Origin of the sequence: Haloarcula sp. 1CSR25-25, from assembly GCF_032027985.1 — an archaeon.
Taxonomy (GTDB): Archaea; Halobacteriota; Halobacteria; order Halobacteriales; family Haloarculaceae; genus Haloarcula.
On record NZ_JAHYBW010000006.1, the window covers coordinates 159,564 to 176,331 of the forward strand.

The following is a 16,768-nucleotide window of genomic DNA, read 5'->3' on the forward strand; positions in this document are numbered from 1 at the left end:
TGTCTTTTCACCCGGACACAGAACGATGCGCGCAGCCAGACTCCACGAGTACACACACGACATGTCGAACGGGCTCTCGATAGACGAGGTGGACGCCCCACAGGTCGCATCTGGGGACGACGTCATCGTCGAAGTCGAAGGGGCCGGGTGGTGCCAGACTGACAACCACATCATCGAGGGGATGTGGGAGCAGTACGTCCCGCAGGACCTCCCATTGACATTAGGCCACGAGAACGCCGGAACAGTCCTCGAGACGGGCGAGGACGTAACCGTCGTTTCGGAGGGCGACCAGGTCATCTGTCACCCGGTCCAGACCTGTGGCACCTGCCGACCGTGCCGCCAGGGCGAGACGATGTACTGCGAGAACGACGCGTTCAACGGCCTGACGACCGACGGCGGCTTCGCCGACCAGTTACTGACCAGCGACCGGTCGGTCATCCCACTGCCCGACGGCGTCGACCCGGCCGATATCGCGCCCCACGCCGACGCCGGCATCACGGCCTACCACGCGGCGAAGAAGGCCGTCGACGGACTCAACCCGGGCGACACCGCGGTCGTCATCGGCATCGGCGGGCTCGGACACATCGGCCTCCAGTGTCTCGACGCGATGTGTGCCGCCGACCTCGTCGCCGTCGACATCAAGCAGTCCGCCCGCGACCTCGCCGCCGACCTCGGCGCACACTACACCATCGACCCGGAGAGCGAAGACGTCGCCAGCGAGGTCGACGCCATCAGCGACGGCGTCGGCGCCGCGCAGGTGCTCGATTTCGTCGGGGCCGACGAGACGACGGCGCTCGCGCCGGACATCTGTGCCGCTGGCGGCGACCACCACATCATCGGCTACGGTGGCCACATCCACGAACCCGCGCAGGCGCTCGTCAACGGCGAGTTCGCCTATCAGGGCAACATCGTCGGTCAGTACACCGAACTCCAGGAGCTGGTCGCCCTCGTCGAGCGCGGGGCGGTCGACCTGCATACGACTCGGTACGGGCTTGACGACGTGAACACCGTCGCACAGATGCTCGAAGACCGGGAGATAGACGGTCGGGCGGTCATCACGCCCTGAACCGCCCGCGATGTGGCGTCGCATTGCCGGACCGGACAGCCATCCGGCGGCTCACCGACCGTCGGCGCGAGTCTGTTCCGTCTGGTCGCGATAGCGCCTGAGAAACGCGTCTCGGCTCACGGTCCCGGCACCCGCAGCTTCGAGTTGGTCTTCCAGCCCGGTCCGGTCGAAGTGACAGTACTCCCGGTAGCAGGTCTTGCACAGGTACTCGAAGGACTTGTCTTCGCGGTCCCAGCGGTCGCCGTACTTGTCGTACTCCCGGGCGTCCGACCGAGCGACCGTCTCACCGCAGGCGATACAACAGACCTCTTCGTCGGTATCGCGGTGCCAGGCGTTTCTGAATCCCATCGACACTCACCGCCTCCCGACTGCTGGTGTCAGCGAGTGTCTCGGTGCGCCCGTGACGGCACCACGGTTCGTGTCCGACAGCCGTCCGAATAAATACTGTGTGGCCATTGCTCAGGGAGTGATTCGACTCGACCTCCCGTTTCAGTATCGCGTCACTGGTGAGGGTCGTTTTTATACCTGCTCCGCTGTCAGCGAAGCGAGACTCTCTCGTCTGTTTTGGCGGCTGGGACCCACGGCTCCGTCGGCCACCACGGGCCCTCTCTTGGGATGACGATCCGAGCCACGGTTGAAGCAAAGCCTCTCCCTGATTCGAACGGAATTGCTTTCGCCCGTCACAACTGTTCTCGCAGAAAGCCGGTGGAGGGCATTCAACCTAACCTTTACAATCCCACTATAAATATTATTAGAGGCATGACGACTGACCCCCGCCAAGAGGTAGAGACGTTGCGGTCCCGCATCGAAGCCGGCGACCGGGACTTGTCCGACGCCGACGCTGACGTCCTGATCGACTTCAGCAAGCAGTTGGACCTGCTCAAAGAAGAGTACGGCGCGTACCGACACCTCAAACTGTTGCGTCACTGCACCCGCATGGCCGAAGAGGTCGGCGGGCTGGCCGACGCGCTGGAGAATAAGGACGCCGCGGAAGATATCGTCCGCTGGATTCACACCACCTACGACAACGAAGAGACGAACCGGGACTACCGGGTCGCGCTCAGAGTTTTCGGGAAGCGCGTCAATCCCGACGACGACGGCGACCCACCTGCTAGTGTTTCCTGGGTGTCTTCGAAGACGTCGCGGAGTTACGACCCGTCGCCCGACCCCGCGGAGATGCTGGACCTGGAAGACGACGTCAAACCCATGATCGAAGAGACGGCGAACCCCCGGGACGCCGCGCTGATCGGCGTGCAGTACGAAGGCGGCTTCAGAGGTGGCGAACTCTACGACCTGACCGTCGGGGACGTCTCCGACGCCGATCACGGCATCCATATTCGCGTCGACGGCAAGACCGGACAGCGGTCGGTACTGCTGACCGCGGACTTCAGCATCCCCCCGCTCCAACGGTGGCTGAACGACCGGAATCAGGGCCATCCCGCGCCCGATAACCCTGACGCGCCACTGTGGTCGAAACTCAGCAAGCCGGAACGCTACTCCTACCAGCGGTTCCTTCAGACGTTCAAAGAAGCGGCTGACCGGGCGGACGTCACGAAGAAGGTGACGCCGACGAACTTCAGGAAATCGAACGCCTATTGGTTGGCGAAACAGCGGGACGCGAAGGCTTCGCTGATCGAAGACCGGCAGGGTCGACGCCGTGGGAGTGAGGCGGTAGCCCGCTATATCGCCAAGTTCGGGGAGGCGACCGACGCCCAGTATGCCCGACTCCAGGGGAAAGAAGTCGAAACCAACGAACCGGAGAGCCACGCCCCCGTCGAATGCCCCCGGTGCGGGAAGGACACGCCGCACGACAGGGACGAATGCGTCTTCTGCGGGCAGGCGCTGGAATATGACTCTGAATCCCTGCAACAGAAGCGTCAGGAACAGCAGGAGGTCCGCCGGGCGGTCCTTCGGCTGGCGAAAGAAAACCCCGATATGCTGGATGAAATCGATCAGGCCCAGTCGCTCATGGACCTGTTCGAACAGCATCCAGAACTGGAAGCGGAAGCCCAGCAGTTCGTTGACGCGCTGTCGACCGACTGACGACGCCGTCATTCCTCTTTCTGTTCCTTCAGGTCCTCCAGCACCTGCTGGATACGGTCGATGTCGCTGACCGTCCCACCGTTCGCTATCAGCGCCAGGGCATGACCCCGGGCTTCCTTGTCCCCGCGGCCCAGAACCCTTCCCAGAAAGTCTGAGTGTTCACTGACGAACTGATCGACGTCAGTGACTCCGTCGTCACCACTATTCTTGTTCCGTACTGCCTCCACGCTGGTTTTATTTCGCTTAGAATCCTTGTTCTGCATGGATTGCCTCTTGCCGTCTGGCGGGGCGGTCCCGACGTCGGCCATCCGATCTCTTGGCGGGGGTCAGTTGGCCGGCGTCGAATGATTCACGGGTCAGATTGTTTGTACCCGGAGTGACGTCGCTATACAGCGGACTGGCAGCCCTCAGAATCGCAAGGCGGCGTAGCTTTAAACTGGAATTTGCAGATTGTGGTATCCAGCAAACATAGGGCTGTATTGCCGTCTCAGAGTGCCCGGGAGTTTTCGTGGTCACTGTTCTTCCCATGCGCCACCTGCTTCCGGAGCAGTCAGGTCGGCGTGAATTGTCACAAAGGAAACCCCTGGACGGGTAAGTTCGATATCCGCGCGGGGCAAGAGCAATCGAGCCCCAAGCGGTTCCTCTATCGTGATTTCGACTTTTTCGTCATCAGGTGCATTGAAGTCGCCTTTTCGAAGGGTGGCTGACGTCTCTCCCGACATTTTCACTCTTCCTCCAATGCGGAGATCATTCGACGGAGGACGTCGTCATAGGACTCTCCTCCAGTCTTGAACGACCTGATGCTGTCACGGACAGATTCTGAGCAGGGTAGCGTGGTTTCACTCTTTGAACCCATATGCGTCACCACGACCACCATAACAATTATTGCATCGGCGTAACGCTATTGCGTTATGGAAAGTGATCCAAAGGTCAGTTCCATACTCACGCCTGATCAGCGGGAATACCTTAGAGACAAACCCAGCGAAATTTCGAAGGCCAACCAACGGGTCAAACGTGGTCGGATTCGGGAGCGGATCAAAGCTGGTATCGGGGATTTCGATATCGTATTCAATCATCTGGAAGCCCGTGACCGGGAGCAACTAACGGACTTCGACCACGAATTGGAGTTCACCACAGCTGACCGAGAAGAAGAACTACGGGACAGCCAAATTTTCGCGGAGGGTCTGATGAGCATGGTCGCCTTTGCTTCCCAGTGTGCGGATGACATGGGAATAGATCTGGAGGACCTATTTCAGGCTTCACTGCAGAGGATGCCCCAGATCGACTCTGTCGATGTAACCGTGGATCAGCAGAGAGTGGATTTGTTCAATTCCGACATTCTCCAGGGGCGATTGGATCTGGTTGAGAAGCGCTTCGAAGCAAGGGAACAAGTGACCACATTAGAGATGCAGATGCTCTTCAACCAGGGGCGGATAACGTCATCGGATGTTGAGGCTTATTTTGAGGAAATACAGTGACTACTAGCCAAACGAATATTGTTCGGCGTGTATGTAGAATCGTCCATGAAGATCATTGGAATAGACACGAAGGATAATCGACTTCGTATCCACATCAGGGCCGGGAGTGACGATGATGACGATCTGGTCGCCTACGGATTACCACGACACATCGACAGACTTCCGGCTGACGCAGAAGTCCGCATAAGACGGGTTCTGTCGGGCCATAATATCGAACAGTACCCTGAAGGAGCATACATCGGAACTTTCGGTTCAGAAACGTTAGAGGATGAGGAGATGAGGATCATTCGTGATCACCGTGAGATTGTTTCTGACCCGTACCCGAGCGACATTGACCTAACTGAATTCCCGCCTGAAGAGGGCCAACTCTACAAATGGTAGGCCGACAGATTTGAACACATGCCAGAGACTGTCTGTTCGTTTTGTGAAAATCAGGTAGAGGTGATCCCGGTGAACCAATCGGATACGATGTGGGATTGGCGATGCCAGGAGTGTGGTCAGCCTGTGATGATCGATGGAAATGCGAAGGAGCGCCAACGCCAGAGACAGGCCAGAAATCGCATCTCCGAACAGATTCAAGGATTGGCGGAGGAACTTGATACCGCTGGCTATGAGCCGTATCCCTATTCAGTCGAGCAGCTTGACGACCGTATCAGAGAGATTTTGGATGAGATAGATCAGGAGTTGGACCGGCGTTGAGTTTGGAGAATCCCCGTTCCCCGCCCAAGACCTAACTAGCATCAGAGAGTCTTCGACGCCATGACGTCAGGACTTCCATACAGCATTGGTGACGTTATCCGTCGTGGCGAACTCCACGACCGATACGGTGGTGGACGTCGGGGGGGAATTTCATCGCCCGCAGACAACCCCTTCGTATTCATATTCACGGGGGAGGAGGGGGAGAAGTATGGATACAAGGACGAATTCAAACCGGATGGAAAATTCGTCTACACCGGAGCCGGCCAGGAAGGTGAAATGACGTTCGACCGGACAACGAATACCGGACGGTGGAACTCTGATGTCCGGGACCACGATGAAAACGGCGATGAGCTCCATCTGTTCGAAAAGTCGCTCATTGAAGACGCCCACGTAGTCTACCTTGGTCAGTATTCTTGTGTTGATTGGCACAGAGAAACTCTCCCAGACAAAAACGGCGACGAACGATCCGCAATCAGATTTAGACTGGAACATGTGATCGGGGCTTCTGCTGATGAAGAACCTGAGACAGTCACCGAAGAGGAGCTCTGGGAGGAAGCGAAAGAGAGTGCATCAGACATTCCCAGTCATCGAACGTCCACGACAACTGAGTACGAAACATCTGAAGCAGTGAGAGAGTATGCCCTCAGCTGGGCTGACGGGATCTGTCAGGGCTGTGAGGAAGAGGCCCCGTTTACCAATCGCAATGGTGATCCGTATCTGGAAGCCCACCATGTCCACCGATTAGGAGATGGCGGTCCTGACCATCCAGACTTTGTTATTGCTCTCTGTCCCAACTGTCATCGTAGGGTGCACCACGGTCGGCGGGGAAAGCAATTCAACAGGAAACTGAAACAGAAATTGGATGATCGCAGAGGAAGTCCATAGGTGCGCCTGATTACGCCTGGTGGCGGTATTTGATAACCCGAAAAAGGTTCAGGATGCTGCAATATCATGTGATACAATGTCAGAGACTACAGCAGAGGATGTCGAGGATTGGTGGGAATCATACATCGACCAGATACGGGAAAATGAGGGTTCACCACTCCACGGACTCCAAGAATTCAATTCGCCAGCACAGGTAGAGGTATTCTGGATTCAAGAGCCAATCGAAGGGCAGGCGGTAATCGTCACTCACGACAGAAATCGGTCTGATAAGGAAATCACGATCAACGGGCCGTATGAAGGAGATCGATTCATCGAAGAAGTTGCTACCGTGGGTCAGGAAGATAGATGGCGACAGGCACTACCTCCTCAGGCTCTCAAAACACCCCCAGGACGGCAACCAATTAGGGAGGACGCATTGGCTATCGTCATATCGAAGTTGGTCGGTCGGCTTGAGGAATCGATTTTCAACGACTTTTCGTCATCACATATCCGTTTCTTGGAAGGGGAGCGAATCTGGGGTAATAGTTCATATCATGTTCTAGTCGGTAACGTAGTCGATTTTGACCTACCCGGTGGACTCACCTCCGATGATGATCAATCAGAATCAGATGAAGAGTCTCAGGTAGAGCCCGAATCTGGTGACGATAGTAGCTCCGGACCTGATAACCAAGATGAAGAGATGGAATCTCAGCCGGCGGGTGGAGGATTCATATACCCTGCAGTATGGGTGGATAGCCCTCCAGAAAGAGAATTTGAAGAAAAGGTCTGGGGGTCCTACTTCCGAGAAAACGAGGTTGTATATCAAGATGAAATTCTTGGTAAAGGTTTCTTGGCATTCAGAGATGGCCTGCTAGCGGTTTTAGATGACGATGGCGACCGTATCCTAAAGTTGTTGAATACCTTTTTCGGGATCGGGATTTACGGAGATTATTTTCAGTGGAGATCACTACAACCAAGAGAGTTCATATCAGGCCAAGCCGGACCAGACGGTTTTGCCAATAGCCATGCAGAATTGTCTACGCCATCAGGAAGGAACCAATTGTGGCATGGGGAGTCAGGTCCTGCTGACCATGAGCGAAGTCTGATCAGTGTCGAACTAATCGAGTATCTATTACGTGCTACGGAAGTCGTGTTCGAAGTCGAAGACCTGCGTGAACGGGTGACACTCCATCTACAGGCACATACTCACTTTATCGACGACGAATATACGGCGTCATTTCTGTTGAATTGGAACATTATCGAACAACACATTGAGGAACTTCTCAATCGAACCCTTAGGGATGAGTACGAAGTGAATCGAGATAGGCGTGAAACGATTCAAGGACATAATTGGTTCATCAGCCATCGAATCGAATTAGCCGAGATCACGGGAGTCATCGATGATGACTTGTATTCAGAATTAGATCGACATCGGAAAAAGCGGAACAAGGTGGTACATGACATGGAAACAGTATCAGCAGAAAGAGCAGAAGATATTGACCATTTTGTATCAGAGCTCTTGGCGCGCGAAATCAACACGCATCTTGAGTCCACAGATGTCCCGTCCATAGACCATAGACCGATACCGATGAAACCAAAAACCCGCAGAGACTGGCGGAACGGGGATTACGATCCGCAAAAATGGGATTCCTGACAACACAGACCGATCTGTGGTTTGGAAGGAAAGGACCGAAATAGGTCAAGGAGGTGGTGGTAATCTCATAAGTGAATTAGTTCTAACAACCTGAGCATTTCGACGGACATGTCCCGGGATGTTTTCGAAGCGGGCCGACCCGACGAACCGATAGCAGGGGATATGCGTCAGGTCAACCCCTGGTTTTTCATCCCCATCATCCGCTTCGTCCGTCGTCAATGACGGCGACCCACCCCAGAACTGCTTTCCTGTCGCCCAGTAGAGTGACATTTTCCAGAGGTCAACGCCCCCACCAACCGCGTCCCCCCGTCGTCGGTCGACTGCGTCTGATACCTCTCCGGGCCGCATCCCGGCCAGGGTATCCAGCGTCCCCAGTGCTTTCCCCAGATAGCCCCTGGCCGTCCGCGGGTCGCGGTCGTCGCCGTCAGCCGTCATCGGCATCACGAACCGATCACCACGCTTTGCCAGCCGGCGAACGTGAACGACTCTTCCCTGTCGGTCGCCCCAGTAGCGGGACAAGGCCGCCTGTGTTGTCAGCCATCGAACGCCGAAGTAAACTACGTGCAGGTGCGGCAATCCGGAATCAGTGAACTCCAGCGCGTAGACGTTCGTCGGACGGAACCCCGGGCGATCAGGCCGGTCGTCGCTCTTCGGATCGTAGGCCAACCACTCACCCAGTCGGTTCTTGTTCTCCAGCAGAGACGCCGTCGCATCCATCACAGAGTCGTGCATCCCCGGGTCCGTCGTCAGGGTCAGGCAAACAGCGTCGTCGTACTGATCGGCCGCACGACGCCATGCACGACGCCAGGACGTCCGTAAGTCGGCCACCCTGTCCTGACTGTTGAACCGATTCTTGTACGGACACAGCAGGTACTCAGGGCCGGTCCCCCGAATCCGCTCCAAGATGTTGTACCGCCCGTCGATTGACTCCAGTTCCGTCGCCAGTTCACCCAGCATATCGGCGTGGAGGCTGTCGCTCCCAATAGTCGACACCGACGACAGCAGACCCTGGGCGCGGTCCTTCGCTGACCCCGGACCACTCCCGCCGTCACCGTCGCGTCCCGTCTGACAGCCCGATCCCGACGCCGTCTGCGTTTCTTGCCGTTTGCTTACAGCGGTCAAGTGAAAGGCATCTGGGGTGGGTTCGACCCACAGATTCCCGCCACGTCGGGCGATTAGGAAACAGTCGTGCCGTTCGAAAAACCGACGGGCCAACTGATAGTCAGTGTTGGAGTAGTCGCCGGGGCCGTCACCGAAGACGTCGGCAACGACCTTCGATAGCGGCGTTCCTTCCGGCGAATCCAGGGTGTAGCGGTAGAGCCGGGTCTTATCGGCTTCGCGGGCGGTGTCGCGCCAGGGCGCATCCCAAGGGGTGTGCGGCCCCCCGGGTCTTTGACAGCCGCCTGCGCGGTCCTGCGGGCGTCCAAGAAGCCCTTCAAGAAGTGGGTGAGCTGGGACGTCGTCGGCGTGGCTCACGCCGACCACCCCACCCGACCGATAATATTATTCTGATATGAATCTTCGAAACCGCTATACGGGGTTAAGTAGTGGGATTGTAAACAAAATGAGGAGAGCCGGTGGAGGGATTTGAACCCTCGGCCTAATCCTTACGAAGGATTCGCTCTGCCAGTCTGAGCTACACCGGCGCCGCGCTCGCGTACATCAGTGCTTGGACGCATAACCGCAATAAGGATTGCGAATCGGGACTACCGGGAGAGACGTTCTCACTCCGCTCGGGACCCGACGACGGTGACCGGGTCGTCGGCCTCGAGCAGGACCTGCTGGGAGACGCTCCCGAACACCGCTTTACCGGTCGGGGACCGCTTTCTGGACCCCATGACGATCTGGTCGACGTCGAACTCGTCGGCCAGTTCGATGATGCCGTCCGCGGGCGGTTGCTGGCCCTCGGCCAGTTCCACCTCGACCTCGTGGTCTCGGAGGTAGTCACGTACGAGCTTGACTGTCGAGATGCGCTCGACGTTTCGTAGCTCCTCTGGCGCTTCCGCCTCTTCCTTGGTCAGTGCGTGGGTGACGATGGCCTTGATGTCGGTGTCGGCGGACGGTAGTTCCGCGACGAAGGCAGCCTGTCCACGGGCGCGGTCCTCGTCGGCGTCGACTGGTAGAAGTATCGTGTACATGGGTTATCCTCCTAGATACAAGCGTCCGACTTCCTCGTCGTTAAGCAGTTCGGTCCCGGTGCCGGTGAACTTGATTTCGCCGCTCGCGAGCACGAAGCCGCGGTCGGCGACGGAGAGCCCCTTTTCGGCGTTCTGTTCGACGAGCAGGATGGTCGTTCCGAGGTCGTTGAGTTGCTCGATGCGCTCGAACACGTCGTCGATGAACCTGGGTTCGAGCCCGATAGACGGCTCGTCGAGCATCATCACGTCCGGTTCGACCATCAGCGCGCGGGCCAGTTCCAGCAGGCGACGCTGGCCCCCCGAGAGGGTGCCGGCCGACTGGCTCCGGAGGTCGGCGAGCACCGGGAACTCCTCGTACAGTTCCTCGGCGCGGGCGGCGGCGCGGTCGTCGTCGTTGAACACGTAGCCGCCCATCAGCATGTTCTCGTGGACGCTCATCCCCGGGAAGACGCTGGCGTCCTGCAGCACGTAGCTCATCCCGTTGGCGAGGTTCTGCTGCGGGGACCGACCGGTAATCTCCTGGTCGCGGAACGACACCGCTCCGGACTGAACGTCCGCGAAGCCGTAGATGCTTTTCATCAGCGTGGACTTCCCGGAGCCGTTCGGGCCGATGAGACAGGCGACCTGTCCGTCCTCGACGGCGATGCTCACGTCGTGTAACACGGTGGTGTTGCCGTAGCCGGCCGTAACGTTCTCCATCTGGAGGATCGGGTCGGCGGTGGAGTCGGCGCTCGCGTCTGGTGTGGACGCCATACTCACTCCCTCCCCAGGTACGCGTCGAGTACGCGCTGGTCGTTCTGTATCTCCTCGGGCGTCCCGTCGGCGATGCGCTCGCCGTGGGCCAGGACGTAGATGCGGTCGGCGATGTCCATGACGAAGTCCATGTTGTGTTCGATGAGGAAGATTGTCGACTCCTGTTCCTCGTTGGCGTTGCGGATGTAGTCGATGAGGTTCCCCAGCATCGAGGGGTTGATTCCCCCGGCCGGTTCGTCCATCAACAGAATCTCGGGTTCCGACATCAGTTCCATCGCGAACTCGAGCAGCTTCTGCTGGCCGAAACTCATCCGCCCGGCGCGGGTCTCTGCTAACCCACCGAGGTCGACGTAGTCCAGCAGTTCGTCTGTTCGAGCCAGCAAGGAACTGTCGGGGCGACGCATGAGACTGGACACGCCAGCGCCGCCCTCCTGGGCCGCAAGCAGCAAGTTCTTCCGGACGGTCATGTCCCCGAAGATGCGGGTCTCCTGGAACATCCGGCCCAGGCCGGCCCGCGCGATCTTGTGTTCGGGCCAGTCCGTCACGTCCTCGCCCTGGAGGTAGACCCGGCCCTCGTCGGGCGTCAGCGTCCCGGTGATGCAGTTGAACAGCGTGGACTTGCCGGCACCGTTGGGCCCGATGAGGCCGACGATTTCGCCACGGTGTATCTCGATGTCCACGTCGTCGACAGCAGTCAGACCGCCAAAGCGCTTCGTGACGCCGTCCGTCCGCAGCACCGCACGGTCGCTGTCCGCCTCGGCCGCCGGGCCGCTCGTCGCTTTACTCATCGGCACTCACCTCCGATCCGTCGTCAGTGTCCGTGGCGGCCATACCGCCGTGTTTGTAGTAGTCCATCTGGCTGGCGTATTCGCTGAGCGTTCCGACGACGCCCTTGGGGAAGCCGATGACAGTGACGATGACGGCCCCACCGAGCAGGACGAGCTGCCACCCGACCGCGAACGTCTCCACGAGTTCGATGATGGTGTGGAGGCCGAAGGCGCCGATAACCGGGCCGGCAACGGTCCCGGACCCGCCCAGCAGCGCCATCGCGATGAGTTCGACGTTCCAGGCGCCGTTGTAGGCCGTCTGCGGGTCGATGAAGGTGTTGAAGAGGCTGTACGCCGCACCGGCGAACCCGGTGAACAGTCCGGCCAGCATCCACGCGGCCGTCTTGTAGTAGGTGGTGTTGAACCCCATCGCCGTGGCCTTCTCCTCGTCGTCGCGGATGGCGTTGAGGACGAAGCCAAAGCGCGTCCCCGAGAGGTAGTATACGAGTGCCATCTCGACGACGAGGACGCCCAGGAAGAGATAGTAGAACGTCTCGGCGGACGGCGTCTGGAGCAGTATCTTCCCGCTGGCGCCGCCGGTGATGTCGAGGATGCGGGAGACCTGCTGGGCGACCAGCAGGACACCCAGCGTCGCGATGGCGAAGTAGTGCCCGCGGAGCCTGAGCACGACGACGCCGATGATACCCGCGGAGCTCACGGCGAGCAGGCCGGCCAGGAGGAACGCGACCGGGAACGCGAGGGCGAAGTCCTTGGTCAGAATCGCCGTCGCGTACGCGCCGATACCGAAGAAGGCCATGTTCCCGAAACTGGGGTAGCCGGTCTGTCCGCCGACGATATCCCAGGACAGCGCCAGGATGGCGAACAGGAACATCTCGGTGAGCACCGTCATGTAGTAACCGCCCTGCAGTCCGAGGACGGGGAACGAGGCCGCGACCAGCGCGCCGATGCCGAGGAGCGGCCAGCCGTAGTCGTCACAGGTCCCGAGGAACCGGTCGACCTGCTCCGGCGGCAGAATCGACCGAAGGACACCGCTTGACTCCTCGTCGGTCGTGCTCATTGCTCAGCCCCCTTGCCGAACAGGCCCTTCGGTTTGAGGATGAGCAGGACGATGAGCAGCGAGAAGCTCACGGCCAGCGTCCACTGCGAGGAGGCGAAGCCGGCGACCAGTTCCTCGACGGACCCGAGCAACAGGCCGCCGATGAGCGCGCCGGGGATGCTCCCGACGCCGCCGAAGACCACGATGATGAAGCTCTTGAGCGTGTAGATGAGCCCCATCTGTGGTTGCACGTTCAGGATAACGGCGATGAACGCGCCGATGCCGCCAGCGATGGCCGAAGACACGCCGAACGTCATCGCACGTGTGTGTTCGACGTCGATGCCGACCAGCGCCGCTGCCTCGGGGTTCTGCGAGACAGCCCGTATCGCTCGGCCGGTCCGTGTCTTCTGGAGGAAGACGTACATGAGCGCGGTCAGGACGATGGCACCGGCGAAGGCGACGAGTTTCATCTTCGGAACGACGATACCCGCGATCGACATCGACGGGTTCGCGAAGCTGACCTGGATCGACCGCGGGTTCGCCGACCACGCCTGTATCGCGAGCTGCTGGATGGCGATGCTCGCGCCGAAGGTCACCAGCAGCGTGAGGAAGATGTCCGTCCCGATGACCCGCGAGACCAGCGTGCGCTGGAGCGCGTAGCCGATGCCAAACAGCACCGCGATAGCGACCGGCACTGTTGCCAGAAACAGGAGCGGCGACCCCTCCGCGTTCCCCGTGACCAGCGTCAGCATCCAGTAGGAGGTGTATCCTCCGAGCATCACCATCTCGCCGTGGGCGAGGTTGATGATGTCGACGACGCCCCAGATGAGCGCGAATCCGACCGCCACGCCTGCGAACAGCGCACCGACCAGCAGGCCGTTGACGACGAATTGGGTGGCAGCCATGGCTCTCAGCGCTCGCTCCAGTCGGGCATCGGGTACATCGGTTCCGACTGCGCCACGTTCTCCGGGTACGTGATCTGGAGGCCGGAGTCGGGCTGCCACTGGTAGACCAGCATGTTCTTGTCGATGACGCCGCTGTCGTCGAAGGCGACGGTCCCGTACACCGTCGAGAACTCGGCCTGCCGTATCTGGTCCCGGACCGCAGTCGGGCCGAGTTCGTCGACGTTCTGGAAGGCGTTCATGTAGGTGAGGATGACTGCCTCGCCGGCCGCGCTGTGGTAGTCCGGCGTGTAGTCGTAGTTCTCCTCGATAGCCGAGACGAAGTCGCCGGTCTTGCCGTACACCGGGTCGTCGAAGTTCGCGTTGACGGCCCACGAAGACGGCCCGTACATGTAGTTGGCGTTCGCGCCGGCCTCGTCCTTGAACGAGTCGTTGAGGCTGCCGACGGTTCCCATCGCCGCGTCGACGTTGACGTTCTGGCTCTCCATCTGGTTGGCCAGGATGATGTTGTGCTTCTGGTGGGCACACAGCAGGAGGATGTCAGCATCGCTGTCACGAACCCGGCCCAGGTTCGTCGAGAGGTCGGACGTGCCCGACGGGAACGTCTGGTCGACGACCAGCTCCAGGTCCGTGTTGCTGATTTTGTTGCGGGCGCCCTCCGCGGTCGACTGGCTGAACGTGCCGTCTTCCGCGAGAATCGCGATGGATTCCGGTGTCGAGTCCTGCGCGAGGCACATGTCGATGTAGCTCTTTGCGTACTTGTTCGCCGTCGGCAGGAGGCCGAAGATCCACTCGTTGCCCTGTGCGAAGATCTCCGGGCTCGCGCCGCCGCCCTCGACCATCGGCTTCTGGTTCTGTGCGGCCACGGCGCTCGCGGGCAGGGTCACCGTGCTGGAGTACGGTCCGAGCAGGTAGTCGATGCCCTCGCGGTCGATGAGTTCCTGGTAGATCGACTTCGACTGGGAGGCGTCGGTCCCGTCGTCCCGGAGAACCATCTCCAGTTCGTAGGTGTTGCCGTCGCCGGCCTCGATGCCGCCGGACTCGTTGATTCGCTGTATTGTCAGCTCGTAAGCGTCCTTGTACAACTTCCCGAGGTCAGCGTTGTCACCGGTGAGGCTCATCGAGCCGCCGAGCTTGATGATGTTCGTTCCACTGCCGCTCTCTCCGGTGGACCCGCCGTCGCTGCCGCCGTCTCCACCGCCGTCGCCGCCACCGTCGCCACCGCTACCGTCGCCGCCATCACCCGAACAGCCAGCGAGGCCGGCCAGTCCGAGGACACCTGTGCTTCCTGCCGCCTTCAGAAACGCGCGTCGGTCTTGTTTTCCAGTCATAGGTTGTGTGGCGGTCGTGTATCAATGATACACGGCCTGTACGGTCGGTTGTCACATACCCTATTAAATGTTAAGGATACACCGCCGAGAAGGTCAGCATAGTTATAACTACTACCGGGAAACAAGCTGTACTGGAGGAGACCCTACCAGAGTACGCGGGGCCAGAGGACCGCGAAAGAGACGAGGACCAGCCCAGTGAGGACGAGCGTCATCAGGACGTTCAACACGACGCCGGCCCGTATCATGTCCCGTTGCTTCAGGTGGCCGCTGCCGAAAACGATGGCGTTCGGCGGCGTCGCGACGGGGAGCGCGAACGCGAAACTCGCCGCGATGGCTCCGGTGACCGTCAGCGTGACGGCTGCCTGGACCGGTTCGACGCCGAGCGTGCCGGCGAGGACGCTCCCGAGGCCGATGAGGACCGGGGCGAGTATGGTGGTCGTCGCCGTGTTCGAGGACAGCTCGGTCACCAGCACGGTGAAGACGACGACGGCAAGCACGACGAAGGCCAGCGGCGCGCCGACCAGCGCGTCGAAGACGGTGCGGGCGAGCCACGTCGTCGCCTCGGTTTCGGCCAGCGCGTCCGCCAGCGAGAGGCCCCCGCCGAACAGGATGATAGTCCCCCAGTCGATGTCGACCAGGTTCTCCCAGTCGTCGGCCCCCGAGAGAACGAGTGCCGGGATAGCTAGCAGTCCGACCACCACGAAATACAGGATACCGCGGTGCCCTGTCAGCCCGAACACCGTCTCGCCCGCGCCGCCGAACAGCGTCACGAACACCGGGCCGGGGAGAAGGCCCTCGAACAGGAATCCGAGCCCCCCAAGTATCCACAGGCCCGCCGTCGCCGCGAAGATGGCCGCCGCACGCCGACCGCGAGGGGACAGCGTCCCCTCCTCCTCGAGGTACGCTCGCGCCTGCGCTTTCGCCCCGCTCACGTCTTCGACTTCCGGGGGGTACAGCCAGAAGGTCAGGACGTACCACGTCAGCGGCAGCGTCAACACGACGATGGGGAGCCCGACGGCCAGCCACTGGACGAAGGATATCTCGACGCCCATGAGTCGGTCGAGAAACGCCACGGCGACGACGTTGGGCGGCGTGCCGATGAGGGTTCCGACCCCGCCGACGCTGGCCGCGTAGGCCGTTCCGAGTAAGGTCGCGATACGCATGTTCGAGGCCTCGCCGTCGGGTACGTCCCGGCCGACGACCTCGGCGAGAACACCCAGTGCGACCGGCGTCATCATCGCCGTCGTCGCGGTGTTCGACACCCACATCGAGAGAAACGCCGTCGCGACCATGATCGCCAGAATGAGGAGTCGCGGTGAGCGCCCCATCCAGCTGATGAGGTGCAGGGCGATTCGGCGGTCGATGTTGTGGGTCTGAAGCGCCTTCGCGAGCATGAACCCGGCCACGAACAGGTAGATGAGCGGGTCGGCAAACCCCGAGAGCGCGGCCTCCATGTCGGCGTAGATACCGAACACCGTCAGCAACACCGGTATCAGCAGCGCCGTCACCGGGAGCGGCAGGGCGTCGGTCACCCAGAGAATCGCCGCAAAGGCCATCGTCGCCAGCGCGTACTGCGCGGCCGTGTCGAGTCCGGGCGGTGTCGGGACTGTGGCTATCGCGGCCGTCGAGGCGAGCGCGACGGCGATCGCCACTGCTGTCCGCTGTGGTTGCGCCCGACCCGACCAGGTCATGGCCGGCCCCGCTGGTCAGCCGCCGCGTCTCGGCGTCCGTGGAATGTCTGTTCGGTCATGGTTAGAAGTTCGAAACCAGCACGCGCACCTGCTCCGTGGTCAGTTCCGAGTGGTACAGTTCGAACAGCACCTCGAGTCGTTGCTCCGAGAGACTCCGGTTGTTGTTCTCCAGCATCGAGATGTGAGCCTGCATGATGTCGTCGACTTCCACCTCGACCTCGCGCTGGCCGAACCCCGCCGCGACGCGGAGGAGTCGCCACGCTGTCGGCGAGATGTCGTGGATGTCGATGTCGTCGGGGACGCTCACCTCCATCTGCTACTATCC

At 60.3% G+C, this 16,768-nt stretch carries 19 protein-coding genes and 1 tRNA gene; 7 read left to right on the forward strand and 13 right to left on the reverse strand.

Annotated elements, in window-relative coordinates:
- Positions 1–25 precede the first annotated feature (25 nt).
- Entirely contained in the window at positions 26–1,066 is a 1,041-nt protein-coding gene (locus tag KZ498_RS17190) for an NAD(P)-dependent alcohol dehydrogenase (RefSeq protein ID WP_312620370.1), read from the forward strand.
- Between the two features lie 51 nt (positions 1,067–1,117).
- Here KZ498_RS17190 and KZ498_RS17195 read toward each other — a convergent pair whose 3' ends face one another.
- Positions 1,118–1,414, reverse strand: a complete 297-nt coding sequence (locus KZ498_RS17195) for a hypothetical protein (RefSeq protein ID WP_312620371.1) — start codon at positions 1,412–1,414, stop codon at positions 1,118–1,120.
- A gap of 411 nt (positions 1,415–1,825) precedes the next feature.
- On the opposite strand from KZ498_RS17195, the gene KZ498_RS17200 reads away from it, so the two are divergent.
- The gene (locus KZ498_RS17200) at positions 1,826–3,109 is read left to right on the forward strand and encodes a site-specific integrase (RefSeq protein WP_312620372.1); all 1,284 of its coding nucleotides are present in this window, start codon (positions 1,826–1,828) and stop codon (positions 3,107–3,109) included.
- A gap of 8 nt (positions 3,110–3,117) precedes the next feature.
- Here KZ498_RS17200 and KZ498_RS17205 read toward each other — a convergent pair whose 3' ends face one another.
- Positions 3,118–3,417 (reverse strand): hypothetical protein, encoded by a 300-nt coding sequence (locus tag KZ498_RS17205; protein ID WP_312620373.1) that lies wholly within the window; start codon positions 3,415–3,417, stop codon positions 3,118–3,120.
- Between the two features lie 204 nt (positions 3,418–3,621).
- Entirely contained in the window at positions 3,622–3,831 is a 210-nt protein-coding gene (locus KZ498_RS17210) for a hypothetical protein (protein WP_312620375.1), read from the reverse strand.
- 189 nt (positions 3,832–4,020) lie between these two features.
- Here KZ498_RS17210 and KZ498_RS17215 point away from each other — a divergent pair, with 189 nt between their 5' ends.
- The 5 genes from KZ498_RS17215 (at position 4,021) to KZ498_RS17235 (ending at position 7,804) form a co-directional block, all read left to right on the forward strand.
- On the forward strand, positions 4,021–4,587 hold the full coding sequence (locus tag KZ498_RS17215) for a hypothetical protein (protein WP_312620376.1): 567 nt from the start codon (positions 4,021–4,023) through the stop codon (positions 4,585–4,587).
- Positions 4,588–4,632: 45 nt separating this feature from the next.
- Entirely contained in the window at positions 4,633–4,968 is a 336-nt protein-coding gene (locus tag KZ498_RS17220) for a hypothetical protein (RefSeq protein ID WP_222917095.1), read from the forward strand.
- Positions 4,969–4,986: 18 nt separating this feature from the next.
- On the forward strand, positions 4,987–5,286 hold the full coding sequence (locus KZ498_RS17225) for a hypothetical protein (RefSeq protein WP_222917094.1): 300 nt from the start codon (positions 4,987–4,989) through the stop codon (positions 5,284–5,286).
- A gap of 60 nt (positions 5,287–5,346) precedes the next feature.
- Positions 5,347–6,171, forward strand: coding sequence for an HNH endonuclease signature motif containing protein (locus KZ498_RS17230; RefSeq protein ID WP_312620382.1), 825 nt, complete (start codon positions 5,347–5,349; stop codon positions 6,169–6,171).
- Positions 6,172–6,247: 76 nt separating this feature from the next.
- Complete coding sequence (locus KZ498_RS17235; protein WP_312620384.1) at positions 6,248–7,804, forward strand: hypothetical protein; 1,557 nt, start codon at positions 6,248–6,250, stop codon at positions 7,802–7,804.
- A 45-nt stretch (positions 7,805–7,849) separates the two neighbouring features.
- Here the strand turns inward: KZ498_RS17235 and KZ498_RS17240 are convergent, their stop codons facing one another.
- From KZ498_RS17240 to KZ498_RS17285, 10 genes are all read right to left on the reverse strand, one after another.
- A complete protein-coding gene (locus tag KZ498_RS17240; protein ID WP_312620386.1) occupies positions 7,850–9,280 on the reverse strand; it encodes a hypothetical protein in 1,431 nt (476 codons plus the stop codon).
- Positions 9,281–9,376: 96 nt separating this feature from the next.
- Positions 9,377–9,450, reverse strand: a tRNA-Thr gene (locus tag KZ498_RS17245).
- Positions 9,451–9,528: 78 nt separating this feature from the next.
- On the reverse strand, positions 9,529–9,942 hold the full coding sequence (locus KZ498_RS17250) for a universal stress protein (RefSeq protein WP_312620388.1): 414 nt from the start codon (positions 9,940–9,942) through the stop codon (positions 9,529–9,531).
- 3 nt (positions 9,943–9,945) lie between these two features.
- A complete protein-coding gene (locus KZ498_RS17255) occupies positions 9,946–10,695 on the reverse strand; it encodes an ABC transporter ATP-binding protein (RefSeq protein WP_312620390.1) in 750 nt (249 codons plus the stop codon).
- A gap of 2 nt (positions 10,696–10,697) precedes the next feature.
- Positions 10,698–11,483: an ABC transporter ATP-binding protein gene (locus tag KZ498_RS17260; RefSeq protein WP_312620391.1), complete on the reverse strand. Its 786-nt coding sequence runs from the start codon at positions 11,481–11,483 to the stop codon at positions 10,698–10,700.
- Positions 11,476–12,540 (reverse strand): branched-chain amino acid ABC transporter permease, encoded by a 1,065-nt coding sequence (locus KZ498_RS17265; RefSeq protein ID WP_312620392.1) that lies wholly within the window; start codon positions 12,538–12,540, stop codon positions 11,476–11,478. Before KZ498_RS17265 ends, KZ498_RS17260 begins: the two co-directional genes overlap by 8 nt.
- Positions 12,537–13,424 carry a branched-chain amino acid ABC transporter permease gene (locus KZ498_RS17270; protein ID WP_312620393.1) on the reverse strand — a complete coding sequence of 296 codons (888 nt, stop codon included), beginning with the start codon at positions 13,422–13,424 and terminating at the stop codon, positions 12,537–12,539. Before KZ498_RS17270 ends, KZ498_RS17265 begins: the two co-directional genes overlap by 4 nt.
- Before the next feature lie 5 nt (positions 13,425–13,429).
- Positions 13,430–14,752 carry an amino acid ABC transporter substrate-binding protein gene (locus tag KZ498_RS17275; RefSeq protein WP_312620394.1) on the reverse strand — a complete coding sequence of 441 codons (1,323 nt, stop codon included), beginning with the start codon at positions 14,750–14,752 and terminating at the stop codon, positions 13,430–13,432.
- Positions 14,753–14,895: 143 nt separating this feature from the next.
- Positions 14,896–16,443 (reverse strand): DASS family sodium-coupled anion symporter, encoded by a 1,548-nt coding sequence (locus tag KZ498_RS17280; RefSeq protein WP_312620396.1) that lies wholly within the window; start codon positions 16,441–16,443, stop codon positions 14,896–14,898.
- A 61-nt stretch (positions 16,444–16,504) separates the two neighbouring features.
- Positions 16,505–16,756, reverse strand: coding sequence for a hypothetical protein (locus KZ498_RS17285; protein WP_312620397.1), 252 nt, complete (start codon positions 16,754–16,756; stop codon positions 16,505–16,507).
- Positions 16,757–16,768 lie beyond the last annotated feature (12 nt).

What these genes read in the sequence shown, in the direction of transcription:
- KZ498_RS17265 (WP_312620392.1), bottom strand. Translation starts at nt 12,540, where the DNA reads ATGAGCACGACCGACGAGGAGTCAAGCGGTGTCCTTCGGTCGATTCTG.
- KZ498_RS17230 (WP_312620382.1), top strand. Translation starts at nt 5,347, where the DNA reads ATGACGTCAGGACTTCCATACAGCATTGGTGACGTTATCCGTCGTGGC.
- KZ498_RS17225 (WP_222917094.1), top strand. Translation starts at nt 4,987, where the DNA reads ATGCCAGAGACTGTCTGTTCGTTTTGTGAAAATCAGGTAGAGGTGATC.
- KZ498_RS17260 (WP_312620391.1), bottom strand. Translation starts at nt 11,483, where the DNA reads ATGAGTAAAGCGACGAGCGGCCCGGCGGCCGAGGCGGACAGCGACCGT.
- KZ498_RS17280 (WP_312620396.1), bottom strand. Translation starts at nt 16,443, where the DNA reads ATGACCTGGTCGGGTCGGGCGCAACCACAGCGGACAGCAGTGGCGATC.
- KZ498_RS17255 (WP_312620390.1), bottom strand. Translation starts at nt 10,695, where the DNA reads ATGGCGTCCACACCAGACGCGAGCGCCGACTCCACCGCCGACCCGATC.
- KZ498_RS17195 (WP_312620371.1), bottom strand. Translation starts at nt 1,414, where the DNA reads ATGGGATTCAGAAACGCCTGGCACCGCGATACCGACGAAGAGGTCTGT.
- KZ498_RS17200 (WP_312620372.1), top strand. Translation starts at nt 1,826, where the DNA reads ATGACGACTGACCCCCGCCAAGAGGTAGAGACGTTGCGGTCCCGCATC.
- KZ498_RS17190 (WP_312620370.1), top strand. Translation starts at nt 26, where the DNA reads ATGCGCGCAGCCAGACTCCACGAGTACACACACGACATGTCGAACGGG.
- KZ498_RS17250 (WP_312620388.1), bottom strand. Translation starts at nt 9,942, where the DNA reads ATGTACACGATACTTCTACCAGTCGACGCCGACGAGGACCGCGCCCGT.
- KZ498_RS17270 (WP_312620393.1), bottom strand. Translation starts at nt 13,424, where the DNA reads ATGGCTGCCACCCAATTCGTCGTCAACGGCCTGCTGGTCGGTGCGCTG.
- KZ498_RS17215 (WP_312620376.1), top strand. Translation starts at nt 4,021, where the DNA reads ATGGAAAGTGATCCAAAGGTCAGTTCCATACTCACGCCTGATCAGCGG.
- KZ498_RS17210 (WP_312620375.1), bottom strand. Translation starts at nt 3,831, where the DNA reads ATGTCGGGAGAGACGTCAGCCACCCTTCGAAAAGGCGACTTCAATGCA.
- KZ498_RS17275 (WP_312620394.1), bottom strand. Translation starts at nt 14,752, where the DNA reads ATGACTGGAAAACAAGACCGACGCGCGTTTCTGAAGGCGGCAGGAAGC.
- KZ498_RS17285 (WP_312620397.1), bottom strand. Translation starts at nt 16,756, where the DNA reads ATGGAGGTGAGCGTCCCCGACGACATCGACATCCACGACATCTCGCCG.
- KZ498_RS17205 (WP_312620373.1), bottom strand. Translation starts at nt 3,417, where the DNA reads ATGGCCGACGTCGGGACCGCCCCGCCAGACGGCAAGAGGCAATCCATG.
- KZ498_RS17235 (WP_312620384.1), top strand. Translation starts at nt 6,248, where the DNA reads ATGTCAGAGACTACAGCAGAGGATGTCGAGGATTGGTGGGAATCATAC.
- KZ498_RS17220 (WP_222917095.1), top strand. Translation starts at nt 4,633, where the DNA reads ATGAAGATCATTGGAATAGACACGAAGGATAATCGACTTCGTATCCAC.